The organism is Paenibacillus sp. FSL H8-0048, from assembly GCF_038002825.1.
In the GTDB taxonomy this organism is placed as follows: domain Bacteria; phylum Bacillota; class Bacilli; order Paenibacillales; family Paenibacillaceae; genus Paenibacillus_AQ.
Genome location: NZ_JBBODF010000001.1, coordinates 6,146,314 through 6,163,529, shown reverse-complemented (window position 1 = coordinate 6,163,529; position 17,216 = coordinate 6,146,314). Strand labels below are relative to the sequence as shown.

Sequence of the window (17,216 nt, the reverse complement as noted above, 5' to 3'; positions counted from 1 at the left end):
TAGCTCAGAGTGATAATTACACATTTTTACATATACTAATTCATTTTACCACACCGGTGAATGCCGGCAAACAAATTGTATTCGGTTTTTCGCATACACTCGGCTACTCGCCTACTCTCCAGACTGAACGCAAAAAAGCACCCTTCAAGGTGCTTCCTGCCACTAGCCGCTTCTCCTGCGACTTTCCATCCTTATGCGTTCTGGCGGTATATGGGTGCGCCCAGCGGAGAGCTGCCGGCTCCGCCGTCGACGGCGATATCTGCGCCCTGGATGTACGACGAATCCTCGGAGGCCAGGAACAGCGCTACCTTGGCAATCTCCTCGGGTACACCCGCGCGGGCCAGAGGAATCGAAAGGGCCATGCCCGCCTCAATCTGCTTCCAGTTATCCATTGCCGATTCGCCCCAGATCGGAGTGCGTGTTACGCCAGGCGCGATGTTGTTGACGCGGATGCCTAGCGGGGACAGCTCGGAGGCCAGTACCTTGGTCATGCTGCTGACCGCTCCTTTGCTGGCGGCATAGGCAGAATTACCGGGTCTTCCGGCCTTGGCTAACACAGAGCCCGTCAGAATGACGGAGGCTCCGGCCTTTAGATGAGGCAGCGCAGCCTGGACGGTGAAGAACGTACCGGTCACATTGACCCGGAGCACTTCCTCGAAGGCGGCAAGCTCTGTACTGCCCAGCGGTGTAGAGCCGGCGATCCCTGCATTTGCATAGACCACATCCAGTCTGCCGAAGGCCTCTATCGCTGCATTCACAGCCTTCACCGCACTCTGCGGATCAGTAGCGTCCGCTTGAACAGCAACTGCATGCTCCGCGCCCAGCTCTTCTACCGCCGCATGCAGGGATACCGGATTGCGGCCGGTAATGACCACTCTGGCGCCCTCCGCCACAAACAACCTGGCACTTGCCAGCCCAATCCCGCTATTCCCTCCAGTAATCAAGGCAACCTTCCCGTCAAGCTTCCCCATCGTTACCACTCCTCATCGTTTTTATTTGAGACCGTACGTTCTAATATAATCAAAAAAATAATTTCTTTCGTATCCGCATCTTAGCATATTCGAGAACGATCAGTAAAGAATTATTTTTACCGGACGTTCTCGAATAGCATCAGCCATGCAAACAACAGAAAATATCCCGCAAGCCACAACAGTGCCCCTATTATGATGAAGATTCCGATGTACCCCGCCCAGCCTGGCGGTTTCTTAATGTACTTCAACAGAAGAAGCGATGCAACAACCAGAACCGCAGAGGGGATGCCTAATATCTGAAACATCAATATATTTATGACATCCAGGATGAACCCTTGGCTGAACCCTGGGTTCGTCAGCAGGACAAAGAGCGCCAACCCTACGATATTAGCGACGACAGCAATGATCCAGAGTATTCTAACGGGTCTAACCATGCTTCACCCCCTATGCTATCCCATTACCCGCTACTCACAAATATTACACCAATGCTAACGTCACTCTCCACAATACCTGTTCTGCTGCTGCACTACAGTAGAAACGACTTTGCCGTCCATTTAAAAGACGGTATCGTTTCAGCCGAACACATCGTATGCTGTTTTTCGCATACATTCAGGCCGGGGGCCTGCTTGAGAGCACCGAATGTAATCGAAAAACCGATTACAATGGGACGGCGAGCGGCACGTGGGCCGAATGTAATCGAAAAACCGATTACAATGGGACGGCGAGCGGCACGTGTCCTATTACAACAAGCAAGACGGGCCCTCCCCCATAGGAGAAGACCCGTCTCGCCACTCATCTTCGCCACTCATTCTTGCCTTCGTCATTCATCATTACCTTAAGGACAACCTACCGCCCAGCCGTCTCAAAAGAAAACCGTGCTGTCCAGGTAGCGCCTGCATCCTTCGTCGCATAGAGGGTGGAGCTGTTCATATCCTTCACAGCCATCCAGCCCTGATTGGCATCGGTGAACGAGATCGTTCCTTCGAAGCCGGGAACGGTCTGCTGATTCTTCCAGCTCTGTCCGTTGTTCTTGGTGACCCCGATGCCCACCTGCTCCGCTGCCGGCTGGTAGCCTGCCAGGAAGGCAGTCTGCGTGCCGATCAGCACCATATTCCCGGGGGTGCCCGAAGCCGGGCCTTTCTTCGCTACGGCTGCTCCGCTGCCCGGAGCCGGACCGCCGCCTGCGGTCTCCTGGGCAATCACCCGCTTCCAGCTGCCGCCGGAATTAGAGCTGCCGTAGAGGGAATACGAGGTCTGCGACATGCCGACGCCGCCATACAGCAGCGCATACACCTGACTGCCCTTGGCGTAGATCTGTCCGTAATTCGCCTCAGGGGCGGAGGCACTAAGCACCTGCTTCCAGGCTGCTCCGCCGTTAGTTGTCTTCATTACCCGGTAGCCGCTGCCGGGAACGACCACCACAGCCCAGCCGTTATTCCGGCTGGTGAATTCCGCTCCGCGTGTGTTGGCAGGCGTCTTGATCAGACTCCAGCTCTCCCCGCCATCCTTCGTATAATATGTAGATGCGCGGTTGTAGCCGAAGCCCTGGCTCTTGTCCAGGAACTCTATACGTTCAAAGGCTACTGCCTGGTTCGACAGCCTTGTCCAGGTAGAGCCGCCGTCTGCCGTTCTTAACAGATATTTAGCCTGTCCGTCCTTAACCGCGGCAAGCGCCCAGCCGTGAACATTATCGGGGAAATCAATCTGCTGGAAGCTCCACTGTCCTTCATAGATCTTCTGGAAATGGCAGCCGCCGTCCGAGGTTCCGATCAGGAAGCCGTTCCCGGCTGCACGCCCGATATTCGCATTCAGAAACTCCACATCCGAGAAGGTAAGCGGAATGCTGTCCGATCCGCTGTGTGCCTTTTGCAAATCCTGAAGCAGTCCGTGATCTCCAGTCCCGCAAGCCGGTGCTGCGGCCGAAGCTGCTGCCGCCTGAACCGGGGAAGCCGCCGCTCCCCAGCCTGACAGGGTAAGCAGACCTGCGGTAAGAAGAGTTACGGTTATCTGCTGTAATCTGGTTGTTCTATTCATCGGTAACACCTCCTAAATATATATACCCTCTCTACAGAACGCTACTCCGAAGGTATATGATTATTGTAACCAGAGCTCCTGATTCACATGATACAATTGGAAACGGCTTTACCATCCTTTTATTCTATATTTTAAAAAGACCGCATTCCGTCACTAAAGCAACAGAATGCAGCCTATTCATTAGGTATAAAATATCTGTCCGCTACACCCTCACACTCTGGGTCAGAATGCAGTATTGCAGCGTAAGCTCCCGCTTCACAGATTTCAGTACAGCCTGCGGTGAGCTCTCCCATACGTACGTATCCTGCTTCAGATAATGGAGCACCGTCTTGCAGCTATGATCGAAGCTGTTCATTTGGCATGGATTATTCCGCTCCTCCAGATCCATACGCATCCGGGTAACCAGAATCATATAATCCTCAATCAGGGCATTCTTGGCCAGGGAGCCAGCCGTACCAGTCTCATCCCACTTATAGATGCCGCCTTCAATGGCTTCAGGAGAATCCTCCACCAGTACCAGTCGTGAATTCACTCCAAGCAGCCACTGTATCCGCTCACTGATCTCTGCATAATCCAACTTGAATCCATGACTATCACTCATAGCACTTCCCCCTCTTCAGACAGCGCTATTAACAATACACCCCCATCAGCCGAATGTATATAAGAAATGGTACAAAACTGTAACCAATTTTGCTGTTAAAATCTCCTATCCGTGTTTAATAATAAGTACAGAGGTTTACAAGCACACTGCATTCAAGGAGGAAGTGGACGGTATGATTAAACAGGATATTCAGCATGCACTTCTCTCCAATCTATGGCAGCGCGTGCATTTAATCAGCGGAGAAACGTACACCGGAATATGCCAGATCGACCACTCCGCAGATGCACTGCATATCGAAACGAATAAAGGGACCCTCACCGTCCCCTATTGGACGATCAAGCGATTCATCTAATCACATAACTACAACCCAAAAGACCTCACGGCCACATCAGCAGATGTGAAGCATGAGGTCTTTCTTGTATACTCAAACAACCGGATTGGGTATCATAGTGCCGCCCCGGCAATGCTTCAGGTAATTCAGTGCATGGACCTGGCCTGTCATCTCCAGCTCGTCCCGGTAGATCCCGGTAGACCGGATCATGCCAGCCTTCAATATCAATCGTGCCCTGATAGCCGCCCTGCCGGAGAATCGTGATGATATCCGTCCAGTTCGTATCCCCGAAGCCCGGCGTCCGGTCCCACACATAGGGCTTCGGACCATGAATCCCGTACTCCTTGACTATGTCCCAGGCAACCGTTGCGTCCTTGCCATGAACATGGAAGATCTTATCCACCCATTTGCGCAGCTGCGGAACCGGATCAATCAGCGCGGTCAGCTGGTGGGCAGGCTCCCATTCCAGACCGAGGTTATCTGCCGTAACGGCGTTGAACATTTTCTCCCAGGCTGTAGGGTTATGGGCAATATTCCAGTCCCCCTTCTGCCAGCTCCCGCCCATCGCACAGTTCTCAAAAGCAATCCGCAGACCCTTATCTGCCGCCCGCTTCGACAATTCCCCGAACACCTCGGCGAATCTCGGAAGCGATTCGTCAATCGACGAGCCGGGCAGCCGGCCGGTAAAGCCGCCGATAATGTCCGTCCCGAACAAGTGCGCGTGCTCAATCAGCTGCTCCCAGCCTGCCAAGGTGGCCTCTGTCTCAGCCTCCGGCCCGCCGCCCAGCGGATTGCCGTAGATGCCGACAGCAGAGATGACGAAGTGATGCTCCGCCGCCAGCTCCCGGACCCGGACTGCAGTCTCCACCAGATCGATTCCGCCTGTCGTCTGCCAGAAATTCAGTTGAAAGGATTCGAAGCCATGCTCCACAATCTGCGGAATGACCTGGACGGCTTCACCGCCGCGTACAAGCGTCCCTATTCTCAGTGAATCTTGCATTGTTGTTGTCAACTCCAGTTGGTTTTATAGTCAGCGCCCTGCTGTTAACGGCTCTTAATCATCTTGCAAGAGCCCCGTTTGAGCAATACCGCATCATAGACAATGTGCTGATGGGAGGAATGTTTGGTAATCAGGTCGAACAGCACGCCCACACTGGACAGTGCCATTTCAGTGCCCGGCTGGCTGATCGTATCCAGCGCAGGATGATAGTACTCAGCCATCTCAATACCGTCGAAGCCGATGATGGAAATATCATCAGGGATGGATAAGCCTGCGGTAAGCACAGCTTTGGCCGCACCGATCGCAATCGTATCGGAGGCCGCAAAGATAGCGGTTACGGTTCTGTCGCGGTTAAGCAGTCTGCGTGCAGCATTGAAGCCTGAGCTTGGACTGTATTCACAGTCCTCTACAAATCCCGGATTATAAGGTATGTTATGTTCTTCCAGCGCCAGCTTGTAGCCAAGAAGGCGGCGGCTGCCCGTGGTGTCTTCCAGTAAGGGAGATTTGGCGAGAAAGCCGATGTTCCGGTGTCCAAGTGAAAGCAGATAAGAGGTTGCCTTATAGGCTTCCTTGGATTCATCGATCGTTACGCTTGAGAAGATGGACGGGTCCACCTCCTGTGAGGTGGTAATTGTTGTGAGTACGAATGGAACGGTTAATTGCTTGAACTTCTCTTCGGAGTGATTATAGGTACCGCCCATGAAAATAATCCCGCTGAGATTCTTCTCCTTCACCAGCTGAATGGCAGCGTTAATCTCATCGGTGCCGTCCTCTACCTGATGGATAAGAAACGGATATCCGCGCAGATTGACCTGACGTTCAATCTCCTTGATCATAATGGAGAAGAACGGGTTAGTAATCCCTTTTACCATAAGTGCAATATTTTTGGATTGGGTTGTTTTCAGATTTCGGGCATTGGAATTGGGAATATAGTTATATTCCTTGACGACACTCAGGACCTTCTCCCGGGTGGCATCGCTCACCAGCCCCTTGTTATTGATCACTCTGGACACTGTTGAGATGCCGACACCGGATATCCTGGCGATATCCTTAATGTTTACGTCCACTCTACTCCCCCATTTACAGGTAAGGGAGCTATAAGATATAGCTCCCCTGTAACCTATACAATCTTTTAGTTAACAGGTGTAAATTCTGCCAATTGTTTCTCTACTTCGGCAATGACCTTGTCAACTCCTGCTTTTTTCAGCTGATCACGGTATTCTGCTACAGCCGTTTTTGGATCTTTGCTTGTTTTACCCAGCATGAGCTGAATACCAAGCTGTGCATTTACGTTCGAAATGGAAGCAATTTCGGTAGTTACATTAGCCGGGTCGAAGCTGAAGCCGTTGTACGGATCATCAATGGCTTCTTTATCCCATGCAGCGAACAGATCTTTACGGATCGGGTTCTCAGTATCACTAGGAATGACGAACTTGTCGTTTCTGAGCGACCAAGCCGAGAAGCCGCCGCCGTCTGTCTTTTCATTGAAGCCTGGAGGCTGTTTCTTCACGCCGTCTTCAATGATGTAGTGCTTGCCTTCAATACCGTACTGCATCAGGTTGTAGTAGCTTTCATCGGTCATGAATTTCTCAATAACCATCAGAGAACGCTCTGGGTTAGAGGAGTTCGCGCTGATAACTGTCGAGTTATCTACACCCATCTTACGTTTGATTTTCTTATTGGCTTCAGCAAAAGTATAGAAGGCTGTAGGAGAGTCAGGCAGCGCCTTGATATCTCCGCCGTATTGGCCGATCCAGTCCTGGGCATGAGTCAGATAACCCGCAGAGTTCGCGGCTCTGAAGTTGTCTTTGCTGCCGAGGGAAGCGGACAATACGTCTTTGCCCCAGTAGCCCTTGTCGCCCCACTCACGCATTTTCACAGCCCAATCCTCGAATTCCTGGGTGAAGGCCGGATGGAATACCGTCTTGTAATCCTCTGGGCTCTTAGTGACCAGGTTCAATTCATTCAGCGAGATACCAGGTGCATTCAGCCACATGCCTGTAGTATCTACGAGCATTCTGTACATGTTCTGTGCATCCTCAGCCTTACCGTTAATTGGCGGGAAGGATTCATTCGCAACCACGTTATCCATGTATTTAACCATATCATCAATGGATTTAATGTCAGTCATACCGTATTTCTTCAGCAGATCGGTACGGTAAGCATAACCGGCAGGCGTATATTCACTGAACAGACTCGGTACGCCGTAGATTTTGCCCTTCACCTTGGTGTTCTGCCAGGAGGATTCTGGAATCTCAGCCTTCAGCTTAGGCGCTACCTTGTCCAGCATGTCGGTAATGTCAGTCAGCGCACCTTCAGTTGCCAGGGTGTAGTAGGACACAGGAGCACCAGGAGAAGCATGCGACAGATCGAACGCCTCACCGGAAGCGAACAGCAGCGGATACTTCGTCGCTACGTCCGGCCAGTCAATATATTTGATTTCAAGGGTAGTATTCAGATCAGCCTTAAGCTTCTTGTTAATCTCAGCCAGAATGTCTTTATTGGTAACTCCCTCACTGCCCCACAGGTAATACGTCAGCTTCGCTTCCTTAGAAGTGTCTACGCCTCCGGAATTAGTGGAAGTAGATGGAGTATTCGACGAACCCGTATTTCCATTTGCATCATTGCTTGACGAACAAGCGGATAGCACTCCAGTAAGCATGAGGACAGCAGCTAGAGAAGAAGCAATCTTTTTACCTTTCATTCGGTAAGCCTCCCTTTTCTTTTCTATAATATGGATCTTGCATCTATAACAAACACCCTTCAGTTGAAGCAGGCGTCCATTAACCCTTAACAGCACCGATGGTAAGACCGGTTACGAAGTAACGCTGAATGAATGGATACAGGAGAATAATCGGGCCTGTGGCCAGCACGGCTGTAGCCATTTTAATCGATTGGGTCGGAAGATCGGCTGTATTAATGACCGCCCCCGAGTTGATGAGACTGCCCATATTGGCCTGATTGATCATGCGCTGCAGGAAGTACTGGAGCGGGAACTTGCTCTGAGTGTCCATATACAGCATTCCGTTATACCACTCATTCCAGAAGCCCAGTGCCGAGAACAGTCCGATCGTTGCCAGTGACGGAACCGCCAGCGGCATGAAGATCCGCCAGTAGATGCGGAAATCACCTGCGCCGTCAATCGTCGCTGATTCATACAGGGAATCCGGGATCGCCTTCATGAAGTTACGCATCAGGAAGATCGACCACGCCCCTACCACCGCCGGCAGGATCATAGCGAACAGGTTGTCCTTGAGATGCAGATGCTTAACCATCAGGATGTAAGTCGGAATCAGTCCTCCGCTGAACAAGGTGGTGAAATAGATCAGGAAGGAGAAGAAGTTACGGTATTTGAAATCCTTGCGGTTCAGGACAAATCCGGCCATGGACATCATGAACAGCCCGAGCGCCGTACCGACGACTGTGATAAAGATCGTTACCTGATAAGCATCCACCAGCTTGGAGGAGTTACTGAGCAACAATTCGTAAGCTTTGAAAGAAATCTCATTCGGAATCAGCTTGTACCCCTCGCGGACAATCTCCTGCTCATTCATGAAGGAGGAAGAGATCATCAGCGCAAAAGGAAACACACAGAACAGGGCAAACACGGAGATGCAAATGTAGCTGATCACCTTAATGAAAATGCTCCCTGAATCCTGTTTAATAGTATTACTTGCCATATTAACACCCCTGTTTCTCATCTTGTCTTAGAACAACGCGCTGTCCGGTTCAACCTTGCGCACAATAAAGTTGACGACAAGCACCAGAACCAGACCGAATAAGGATTGGTAGAAGCCTACAGCAGCACCCATGGAGAAGTTAAATTGTCCCACGAGCGACCGGAAGACATACGTATCTATAATATCCGTCTGCGGATACAGCACGGAGTTTGTTCCAATCAAATTGTAGAAGAGGTCGAAGGAGCCTTTGAGAATTCCGCCCATACCGAACAGGAGGAGCAGAATGAAGGTTGGCTTCAGAATCGGCAGAGTCATATAACGGATACGCTGCCAGGTAGTGGCGCCGTCCATATAGGCTGCTTCATAGAGATCATGGTTAATCCCCGTAATGGCTGCCAGATAGACAATCATACCGTAACCGGTACTTGCCCAGATCTTGAACGCGACAATGATGTATTTCCAGATTCCAGCATCGGAGTAGAACTCAATCTTGTCTAAGCCTGTACTGGCAAGCATCGTATTGATAAACCCGGAGTTGAAATTGAACAGGTTATACGCGAACACGCCGACGATAACCATCGAGATGAAGTTCGGAAGCAGAATAACCGACTGGGAGATCTTCTTGAACCACTTGCCTGCAATCTCCGACAGCATGATGGCAAATACAATCTGGATGATGTTACCCAGTGCAAGGAACACCAGATTGTAGAGCAAAGTATTCTTGGTGATATTCCAGAGGTCTCCGTTCTGAATCAGGAACTCGAAATTCTTGAGTCCGATAAAGTCACTGCCGAAGATCCCTTTGTTGAGCTTGTAATCTACGAATGCAACGTAAGCGCCAGGCATTACCGCGTAATGAAACACAGCAAAATACACAATGACAGGCAGCAGCATGAGATACAGCACTTTGTTCTTTAATAATTCCCGGACAACATTTCCGCCCGATTGTACAAATCTTGCCAATGAACCCACCTCCAAATTGAACAATGCATTCTACTGCAACTAATTAACCCTTTTCGTCCATATAGAAACGTTTCCATTATTTCTTTGTGTTTCCCCTTGCTCAGAGCATACTCCTTCCTTGTATACGCTGTCAAACATTTTTTATTTTTAAATAACAAGTAATAAAATTACATTTCATCGATCATAATAGATAAAAAGGCGTTTTTTTTATAGATAATTGACTTTTTTCGGTCAAAAGTCTAAACTCGAAATGTATCGCCTATGGAAACGTTTCTATTTATTCTTTACATGGACATGTCAGCCCTTTTTTTGTGACATCTGATGATGAATTCCCCCGTTCTGATCGATTTCATGTCCTAACTTAAGCACTGGAAAGCGAGGCTCGATATGATATTCAAACAACAAATGAACATGATTACCTTAACCCGGGATGACCTGTCGTATACATTCCTGCCTACAGGAGATATTTTTGAATTCACGCAGGGCTCCACTCTTATTAATCTGTTCCAGGGTAATCCGGCAGAAGGCTCTTCCAATAATATCTATCTGCGCGTATATACGGAGCAAGGAATCCAGAGCTATCCGCTGCTGGGTATTCAGTCGGGCTCCAAGCTGTCCCGTACCGATGACAAACTGATTTTTGAAGGTTCTATAGAAGCAATCAGCTACCGCGTTACCTTCGCACCGGCCAATGACGGCATCTGGTTCTGGCAGCTTCAGCTCTCCGGCAACGGCGAGACTGTAGATGTAGTGTACGGCCAGGATGTCGGCATTGCAGAGAAAGGCGGCATTCTCGCCAATGAGCTCTACATGAGCCAGTATCTGGATCACAGCATCTGGGAAGGCCCGCAGGGCTATGCTGTATGCTCGCGCCAGAACCAGCCGCAGGGAACAGAATTCCCGTATCTCCAGCAGGGTGTAGTCGGCTCACGGGCTGTAGGCTATTCCACAGATGGTATGCAGTTCTTCGGCATTTCCTATAAAGGCAGCTATGTGCCTGAAGCGCTTAACGGCAATCTGCAGAACCGTAACTATCAATACGAGCTGGCTTATACCGCACTCCAGACCGAGACTATGGTCCTGTCGGCTCCGGTAGAATTCGCCTTCTACGGCCTATACCGCCCGAATCATCCCGCTGCTGTAACTGAGCTCGAATTCCAGGCTGAGCTGCAGGCAGCTTACGCAGAGATCGACTGGAGCGGCAAGGAAGCCGTGCCAAGCCGGGATGTCCCTCTACTGAGTGGCGATATCGGCAAGCCTTATGTCTCCGCGCAGTGGTCACAGGCCGAGATCGATGCTGCCTTCCCTAACCGGAAGCTTGAGGAAATAGAGAACGGCCAGCTGCTCTCCTTCTTCACTGACGGGCATGTCCATGTGGTTCTGCAGCCTAAGGAGCTGCTGGTGGAACGTCCGCATGGCCATATCATCACCTCGCTGCTGGGCGACAAGCAGGTAGACAACAACCTGATCTCCTCCACTAACTATATGTACGGTATCTTCAACGGGCAGACTGTAGTGGGGAATACCTCCTTCCATAAAGGGCTCTCCACGCCGCGCGGCCTGCTGAATATTCAGCGCAACAGCGGTCAGCGGATCTATGTCCGCATGGACGGGGTCTACCGGATTCTTACACTGCCGGCGGCTTACGAGATGGGCGTGAATTTTGCGAAATGGCACTATCAGCTTGAGGATGATGTACTGACCGTTACCTCAATTGCCGCAGCAGGCCAGCCGGATGTTGCCCTTCAGGTTCAGTCGAAGCTGGGCAGATCCTACGATTATCTGATCACGAACCAGCTGGTCATGGGCGAGCATGAATTCCAGCATCCGGTACGGGTGGAAGAGAAGGACGGCATCCTGCAGCTGCTTCCTGATGAAGCATTGCTTCAGAAGCTTCCTTATCCGGGCCTGCATTTCGATATCCAGCTGCCGGGAACTTCCTATACGTATAGTGACGACCGGATGTTCTATGCCGACAGACAGCCGCGCAACGGCACTCTGCTTACCTTGTCGGTAACGCAGTCTTCCGGCTTCCAGCTCGTGCTTCAGGGCAGACTTACAGCAGCAGAGGCTCTTCCTCTGACGGCCCCTTACACACTGGAGAAGGAGCAGGCACAGTATAACGAATTCTACGCTTCGTTCACTTCCGGCTTCCAGCTTGAGCTGGATGGAGCCGAGCAGTCACGGATCGATATTCTGAATGAAACGGCATGGTGGTACACCCATAATGCGATGACCCACTTCATCATGCCGCATGGCCTTGAACAGCCGGGCGGAGCAGCCTGGGGGACACGCGATGTCTGCCAGGGGCCAATGGAGTACTTCCTGATGACCCAGCATTATGAGCTGGCCCGCAATGTTCTGCTGAAGATCTATTCGCATCAGCTGTGGGAGAGCAAGGAATGGCCGCAATGGTTCATGTTCGACCAGCATCCGGTTCAGGCCCATGAATGGCATGGCGACGTTGTACTCTGGCCGCTGAAATGCATCAGCGATTACATCATGGCTACCGGAGACTACGCGATTCTTACCGAAGAAATCGGCTATCACCATCTGGCGAACGCTCAGCCAAGCCAGCAGACCGAGACTGTCCTTGAGCATGTGAAGGCTGCCGTAGAGACCATCCGTGAACGCTTCATACCGGGCACTGCTCTGATCAACTATGCCGGCGGCGACTGGGATGACACCCTGCAGCCAGCCAATGAAGCGCTCAAGACCAAGCTGGTCAGCGCATGGACGGTCGCGCTCGCCTTCCAGGTGATCCGCAATCTGTCCCAGGTGACTTCCGCCGATCCTGAATTCTCCGCCAGCCTGGCAGCTATGGCTGAAGAGATGAAGGAATCATTCCGGACCCTCCTGATCAAAGACGGCGTGATCGCCGGCTTCGCTTACTTCCAGGAGGACGGCAGCATTGATTATATGCTTCATCCGCTGGATCAGCAGACCGGCATTCATTACAGGTTATTGCCGATGACCCGCAGCATTATTGCCGAGCTGGTTACGCCGGAGCAAGCGGCAGCCAATCTGCGCTTGATCGATGAACACCTGAACTGCCCGGACGGCGTGCGTCTTATGGACCGTCCTGCCCGCTATGAAGGCGGCGTAAGCACCATCTTCCGCCGTGCAGAGCAAGCAGCCAGCGTGGGACGCGAGATCAGCCTGCAATATGTACATGCCCATATCCGCTATATCGAAGCTTCCGCCAAGCTGGGCGAAGCGAAGCGGGCCTGGGACGGCCTGTTCCAGATCAACCCGATCAACATCCGGCAGAGCGTGCCAAATGCCCAGCTGCGCCAGAGCAACATGTACTTCAGCAGCTCGGACGGCGACTTCCCTGACCGTTACAGCTATCAGGAGAACTTCAACCAGCTGCGTGACGGCAGCGTAGAAGTGAAGGGCGGCTGGCGGCTGTATTCCAGCGGTCCAGGGATCTATCTCAATCAGCTGATCTCAGCCGTTCTGGGTATCCGCTTCAGTGAAGAAGAGCTGATTATCGATCCAGTCCTTCCGGCCAGCCTTGACGGCCTGCGCTTCACTTATGAGTGCTTCGGCAAGAAGATGACCTTCGTCTATCACATCAGCGCAGGTGAGGCCCTCACCCCGGAAGTGCATGCAGCAGGCGTTGCTGTTACCGGCCAGGTTCTGCCGAATCCATACCGCCCGGGCGCGGTAAGCATTGCCAAGAATCACCTGCTGAGCCTGCCCGGCGATGAGCTGCATCTCTATGTAACACAATAACTTTCAGTACGCTTACGAAGGAGTTAGCCATGACTAAACCGTTTATCCAGGATCTCGTGAACGATATGACACTAGACGAGAAGTTAGCCCAGCTTACCCAGCTTGGTCCATACTATTGGGGTCTGGATGATACCGTGGATTTGACGGGTCCATTCAAAGAGCTTAATATCGAGCCGCAGGTGATCAAAAGCATAGGAAGCGTTCTGAACGGCATCGGCGCACGGAACGTCATTGAGCTGCAGACCCGGCATCTGGAATCCAGCCGCCTGAAGATCCCGCTCCTCTTCATGGCCGATGTCATTCACGGCTACCGGACCATTCTGCCGATTCCGCTCGCTATGGGCTGTTCCTTCGATCTCGATGCCTGCGAGCAGTTCGCTGAGGTAGCTGCGCGGGAGAGCGCTGCCGCCGGCATTCACCTCACCTTCTCTCCGATGACCGACCTCGTGCGCGATCCGCGCTGGGGCCGGGTCATGGAGACCTCCGGTGAGGACCCTTACCTGAACGCCCGGGTGACCGAGAGTATGGTCCGGGGCTACCAGGGCAAGGATCTGAAGGAGCCGGGCCGGATCGCTGCCTGCGTGAAGCATTTCGCCGGCTACGGCGCGCCGGAAGGCGGCCGTGAATATAACACGGTGGACATGTCCACCGGCGTGCTCCGCGAATTCTATCTGCCAGCCTACAAGGCGGCAGTAGATGCCGGTGTCGCTATGGTGATGGCGGCGTTCAATACCATTGACCGCATTCCGTCCAGCGGCAACAGCAAGCTCCTGCGCGGTATTCTCCGCGAGGAATGGGGCTTCGATGGCGTCACCATCGCCGACTTCAACTCCGTGAACGAGCTGGTGCCCCACGGCGCAGCGCAAGACGGACGTGAAGCCGCTCTGAAGAGCCTGGTAGCGGGACTGGATATCGAAATGATGTCCACCCACTATCTGAACCACGCTGCTTCGCTTGTCGAGGAAGGTCTTCTCGACCTCCGCCTGATCGACGAAGCGGTTACGCGGGTACTGGAGCTTAAGGATGCCCTCGGCCTGTTCGACAATCCGTTCAAGGATGCCGACCCTGTAGCTGATGAAGCCGATAAGCCAAGTCCCGAGCATCTTCAGGCGGCACGTGAGATGGGCGCCCGCTCAATCGTTCTGCTGAAGAACGAAGGCGGAGTCCTGCCGCTTACGCGCGGGATGAAAATCGGCCTCGCCGGTCCCTTCGCTACCTCGATCAATGTTCTTGGCGGCTGGGCCGGTACGGAGAAAGACCCGGCAGTCTCCCTCTACACCGGCATCACCGGTAAAATCCCGGCAGCAGACCTGCTCACAGCAATGACAGGCGAGCTGGGAAGCATGCTGGAGGGTGTATTCGATGTGGAGGATGCTTCCGAAGCGGCTTACGAGCAGTTGAAGGACTGTGATGTGATTCTTGCCGCAGTCGGCGAGAATCAGCAGGATACCGGGGAAGGCGGCAGCAAGGCCAGCCTGCGGCTGTCCGCCAATCAGGAGAAGCTGATTCACCGCCTCAAGGAGGCCGGTAAGCCGGTGGTTACCATTGTGTTCAGCGGACGTCCGCTGGAGCTTGCGCCAGTGCTCGCGTCAAGCGACGCGCTGGTACAGGCCTGGTTCCTCGGCACCGAGTCGGGAAATTCCATTGCAGATGTGCTGTTCGGAGATTATAACCCGTCCGGACGCCTCTCCATGAGCTTCCCTTACTCTGTGGGACAGATTCCGGTGTACTATAACGCTTATCAGACGGGACGCCCTTATGATCCGCAGTATCCAAATGTGCGTTATGTAACCCGCTATCTGGATATTCCGAATGATCCGCTGTTCTGCTTCGGCTATGGCCTTAGCTATTCCACCTTTGCTTACAGCGGCTTCACTGTAGAAGCTGCGGCAGACGGCAAGGTACTGGCCTCTATCCAGGTGGAGAACACCTCGGAGGTTACCGGCAAGGAGACCGTTCAGCTCTATATCCGCGATGTTACCGCAAGTGTGGTCCGTCCCGGCAAGGAGCTGAAGGGCTTCAAGCAGGTTACCCTTGCCCCGCATGAGAAGCAGACGGTATCCTTCGAGATCACCAGAGACATGCTCATGTTCTACGGCCAGGAGGATCAGCTCGTGTTCGAGCCAGGAGACTTCGACATTATGCTTGGTGCAAACTCTGGCGATCATAGCACGCAGCGGATCTGGATCGGCTGATTATACTAACCCATTAGACATAATAAATAGGGGTGTCCCGTAAGCCATAAAATGGCTGGGACACCCCTTGTTTTGGAGTTGGATGGACGTTTGCGCAAGGTGAGGACGCTCCGCGGACGAAACGTTGTTACAATCGCTGTCCTCGTAAGAATTTTTTTCATTCCCCTATTCGGTGAAAATCCGGAGACCAAGGCGACCGCTGACGCTTTTCCGCGGGTCATTTCGTTCTCTCCGCTGTTTAAGCGGGAAGTGCAAGCCTGTGCTCTGCATTACGCCCCGGTCAGCAGCTCGATATCCAGCCTGGCGAAGGTATCCTTCCATTCCGCAGAGCAGCCGCTGTCGGTCAGCACCATGGAGATATGCTCTAGCGGGGCGATCTGGGCAAAGGTAGTGATGCCGAATTTGGAATGATCCGCGACCAGAATGGATTCCTCGGCCCGTTCCATCATTTTGCGGGAGATGAGAGCTTCCTCCAAGTGATAGTCGGTAATTCCCTCCGAGAGCGAGATCCCTCCGGCCGAGATGAATGCCTTATTCACCTTGAACTGGCCGAGCAGATCATGGGCGGTTCCCCCTACTGCTGCCTGATACCCTGCATTCACCTCTCCCCCGGCAAAAATAACCCTCCCCGCAAACTGCTCCAGCGCACAATTCAGCACGGGGACAGAGTTCGTAATCACCGTCACCTGTGTACGGTCCTTCAGCGCGCGCATGATCTCAAGGGTCGTTGTCCCGTTGTCGAGGATGACCGTCTCGCCGTCCTGAATGAGTGAGGCGGCCAGCCTGCCGATGGCCTGCTTGTCCTGGAGATGCATCTGCGCGCGCTTCATGAACGTCGGCTCATGATTCTCCGAGCGGATTCGTACCGCTCCCCCGTACACCTTGCGCAGCCGCCCCTCCTTCTCCAGCCGGTCCAGATCGCGCCGGATCGTCTCCGTCGTCACCCCGAACCGCTCCGCGAGAGAATGCACCTGCACCTTCCCCGCAAGCTCCAGCTGGGCGAGAATCGTGTGCTTGCGTTCTTCATAGGTCAGCGACATTCCTGCTTCCTCCAGTTCGTTGTGGATTTTATATAGATTGTACTTGGGATTTGTTCTGTATTGGGATGGCCGTGTCTCCAGAGAATAGTTGGCCTTCCAGCCGCTTTTGTCCCAGATTCCCAAGATTCAGCCACTTTTCGCGGGAGAAATCCGGTGACGGCTGCTGCACGAAAGTAACCAGGCCCGATGTATGTCAAAAACAGCATACAATCCGCCTACGCGAAGGTATCAGACCCAATGTATGTCAAAAACAGCATACAATCCGCCTACGCGAAGGTATCAGACCCAATGTATGTCAAAAACAGCATACATTCTGCTTGCGCGAAGGTAATCAGGCCCAATGTATGTCAAAAACAGCATACATTCTGCTTACGCGAAGGTAATCAGGCCCAATGTATGTCAAAAACAGCATACAATCCGCCTACGCGAAGGTATCAGACCCAATGTATGTCAAAAACAGCATACATTCTGCTTGCGCGAAGGTATCAGACCCAATGTATGTCAAAAACAGCATACAATCCGCCTACGCGAAGGTATCAGGCCCAATGTATGTCAAAAACAGCATACAATCTGCCTACGCGAAAGTATCAGACCCAATGTATGTCAAAAACAGCATACAATCCGCCTACGCGAAGGTATCAGACCCAATGTATGTCAAAAACA

The 17,216-nt window shown here is 52.5% G+C and carries 13 protein-coding genes; 3 read left to right on the top strand and 10 right to left on the bottom strand.

Annotation, left to right across the window (positions count from 1 at the left end):
- Positions 1–191: 191 nt before the first annotated feature.
- From NSU18_RS26755 to NSU18_RS26740, 4 genes are all read right to left on the bottom strand, one after another.
- Positions 192–971: an SDR family NAD(P)-dependent oxidoreductase gene (locus NSU18_RS26755; protein ID WP_341017177.1), complete on the bottom strand. Its 780-nt coding sequence runs from the start codon at positions 969–971 to the stop codon at positions 192–194.
- A 116-nt stretch (positions 972–1,087) separates the two neighbouring features.
- The gene (locus tag NSU18_RS26750) at positions 1,088–1,405 is read right to left on the bottom strand and encodes a hypothetical protein (protein WP_341017176.1); all 318 of its coding nucleotides are present in this window, start codon (positions 1,403–1,405) and stop codon (positions 1,088–1,090) included.
- A 412-nt stretch (positions 1,406–1,817) separates the two neighbouring features.
- Entirely contained in the window at positions 1,818–3,005 is a 1,188-nt protein-coding gene (locus tag NSU18_RS26745; protein ID WP_341017175.1) for a hypothetical protein, read from the bottom strand.
- Between the two features lie 202 nt (positions 3,006–3,207).
- The gene (locus tag NSU18_RS26740) at positions 3,208–3,606 is read right to left on the bottom strand and encodes a hypothetical protein (protein ID WP_341017173.1); all 399 of its coding nucleotides are present in this window, start codon (positions 3,604–3,606) and stop codon (positions 3,208–3,210) included.
- 172 nt (positions 3,607–3,778) lie between these two features.
- Here NSU18_RS26740 and NSU18_RS26735 point away from each other — a divergent pair, with 172 nt between their 5' ends.
- A complete protein-coding gene (locus NSU18_RS26735) occupies positions 3,779–3,958 on the top strand; it encodes a hypothetical protein (protein WP_341017171.1) in 180 nt (59 codons plus the stop codon).
- A gap of 25 nt (positions 3,959–3,983) precedes the next feature.
- Here NSU18_RS26735 and NSU18_RS26730 read toward each other — a convergent pair whose 3' ends face one another.
- The 5 genes from NSU18_RS26730 to NSU18_RS26710 all read right to left on the bottom strand — a co-directional run bounded on the left by NSU18_RS26730 (position 3,984) and on the right by NSU18_RS26710 (position 9,580).
- Positions 3,984–4,937 (bottom strand): sugar phosphate isomerase/epimerase family protein, encoded by a 954-nt coding sequence (locus tag NSU18_RS26730; protein WP_341150486.1) that lies wholly within the window; start codon positions 4,935–4,937, stop codon positions 3,984–3,986.
- Between the two features lie 44 nt (positions 4,938–4,981).
- Complete coding sequence (locus NSU18_RS26725) at positions 4,982–6,004, bottom strand: LacI family DNA-binding transcriptional regulator (RefSeq protein WP_341017168.1); 1,023 nt, start codon at positions 6,002–6,004, stop codon at positions 4,982–4,984.
- 65 nt (positions 6,005–6,069) lie between these two features.
- Positions 6,070–7,641, bottom strand: a complete 1,572-nt coding sequence (locus NSU18_RS26720; RefSeq protein ID WP_341017167.1) for a DUF3502 domain-containing protein — start codon at positions 7,639–7,641, stop codon at positions 6,070–6,072.
- Positions 7,642–7,720: 79 nt separating this feature from the next.
- On the bottom strand, positions 7,721–8,617 hold the full coding sequence (locus NSU18_RS26715; protein WP_341017166.1) for a carbohydrate ABC transporter permease: 897 nt from the start codon (positions 8,615–8,617) through the stop codon (positions 7,721–7,723).
- Positions 8,618–8,644: 27 nt separating this feature from the next.
- The gene (locus NSU18_RS26710) at positions 8,645–9,580 is read right to left on the bottom strand and encodes an ABC transporter permease (RefSeq protein ID WP_341017164.1); all 936 of its coding nucleotides are present in this window, start codon (positions 9,578–9,580) and stop codon (positions 8,645–8,647) included.
- Positions 9,581–9,985: 405 nt separating this feature from the next.
- On the opposite strand from NSU18_RS26710, the gene NSU18_RS26705 reads away from it, so the two are divergent.
- Both NSU18_RS26705 and bglX read left to right on the top strand, forming a co-directional pair.
- Positions 9,986–13,318 carry a GH36-type glycosyl hydrolase domain-containing protein gene (locus NSU18_RS26705; RefSeq protein WP_341150485.1) on the top strand — a complete coding sequence of 1,111 codons (3,333 nt, stop codon included), beginning with the start codon at positions 9,986–9,988 and terminating at the stop codon, positions 13,316–13,318.
- A 29-nt stretch (positions 13,319–13,347) separates the two neighbouring features.
- The gene (gene bglX, locus NSU18_RS26700) at positions 13,348–15,513 is read left to right on the top strand and encodes a beta-glucosidase BglX (protein WP_341150484.1); all 2,166 of its coding nucleotides are present in this window, start codon (positions 13,348–13,350) and stop codon (positions 15,511–15,513) included.
- Positions 15,514–15,782: 269 nt separating this feature from the next.
- Here the strand turns inward: bglX and NSU18_RS26695 are convergent, their stop codons facing one another.
- Positions 15,783–16,553: a DeoR/GlpR family DNA-binding transcription regulator gene (locus NSU18_RS26695; RefSeq protein WP_341151106.1), complete on the bottom strand. Its 771-nt coding sequence runs from the start codon at positions 16,551–16,553 to the stop codon at positions 15,783–15,785.
- Positions 16,554–17,216: the final 663 nt, after the last annotated feature.

Bases quoted from the DNA above. Each gene is read 5' to 3' on its own strand.
- NSU18_RS26755 (WP_341017177.1), bottom strand. From the start codon at position 971: ATGGGGAAGCTTGACGGGAAGGTTGCCTTGATTACTGGAGGGAATAGC.
- NSU18_RS26750 (WP_341017176.1), bottom strand. From the start codon at position 1,405: ATGGTTAGACCCGTTAGAATACTCTGGATCATTGCTGTCGTCGCTAAT.
- NSU18_RS26745 (WP_341017175.1), bottom strand. From the start codon at position 3,005: ATGAATAGAACAACCAGATTACAGCAGATAACCGTAACTCTTCTTACC.
- NSU18_RS26740 (WP_341017173.1), bottom strand. From the start codon at position 3,606: ATGAGTGATAGTCATGGATTCAAGTTGGATTATGCAGAGATCAGTGAG.
- NSU18_RS26735 (WP_341017171.1), top strand. From the start codon at position 3,779: ATGATTAAACAGGATATTCAGCATGCACTTCTCTCCAATCTATGGCAG.
- NSU18_RS26730 (WP_341150486.1), bottom strand. From the start codon at position 4,937: ATGCAAGATTCACTGAGAATAGGGACGCTTGTACGCGGCGGTGAAGCC.
- NSU18_RS26720 (WP_341017167.1), bottom strand. From the start codon at position 7,641: ATGAAAGGTAAAAAGATTGCTTCTTCTCTAGCTGCTGTCCTCATGCTT.
- NSU18_RS26715 (WP_341017166.1), bottom strand. From the start codon at position 8,617: ATGGCAAGTAATACTATTAAACAGGATTCAGGGAGCATTTTCATTAAG.
- NSU18_RS26705 (WP_341150485.1), top strand. From the start codon at position 9,986: ATGAACATGATTACCTTAACCCGGGATGACCTGTCGTATACATTCCTG.
- bglX (WP_341150484.1), top strand. From the start codon at position 13,348: ATGACTAAACCGTTTATCCAGGATCTCGTGAACGATATGACACTAGAC.
- NSU18_RS26695 (WP_341151106.1), bottom strand. From the start codon at position 16,553: ATGTCGCTGACCTATGAAGAACGCAAGCACACGATTCTCGCCCAGCTG.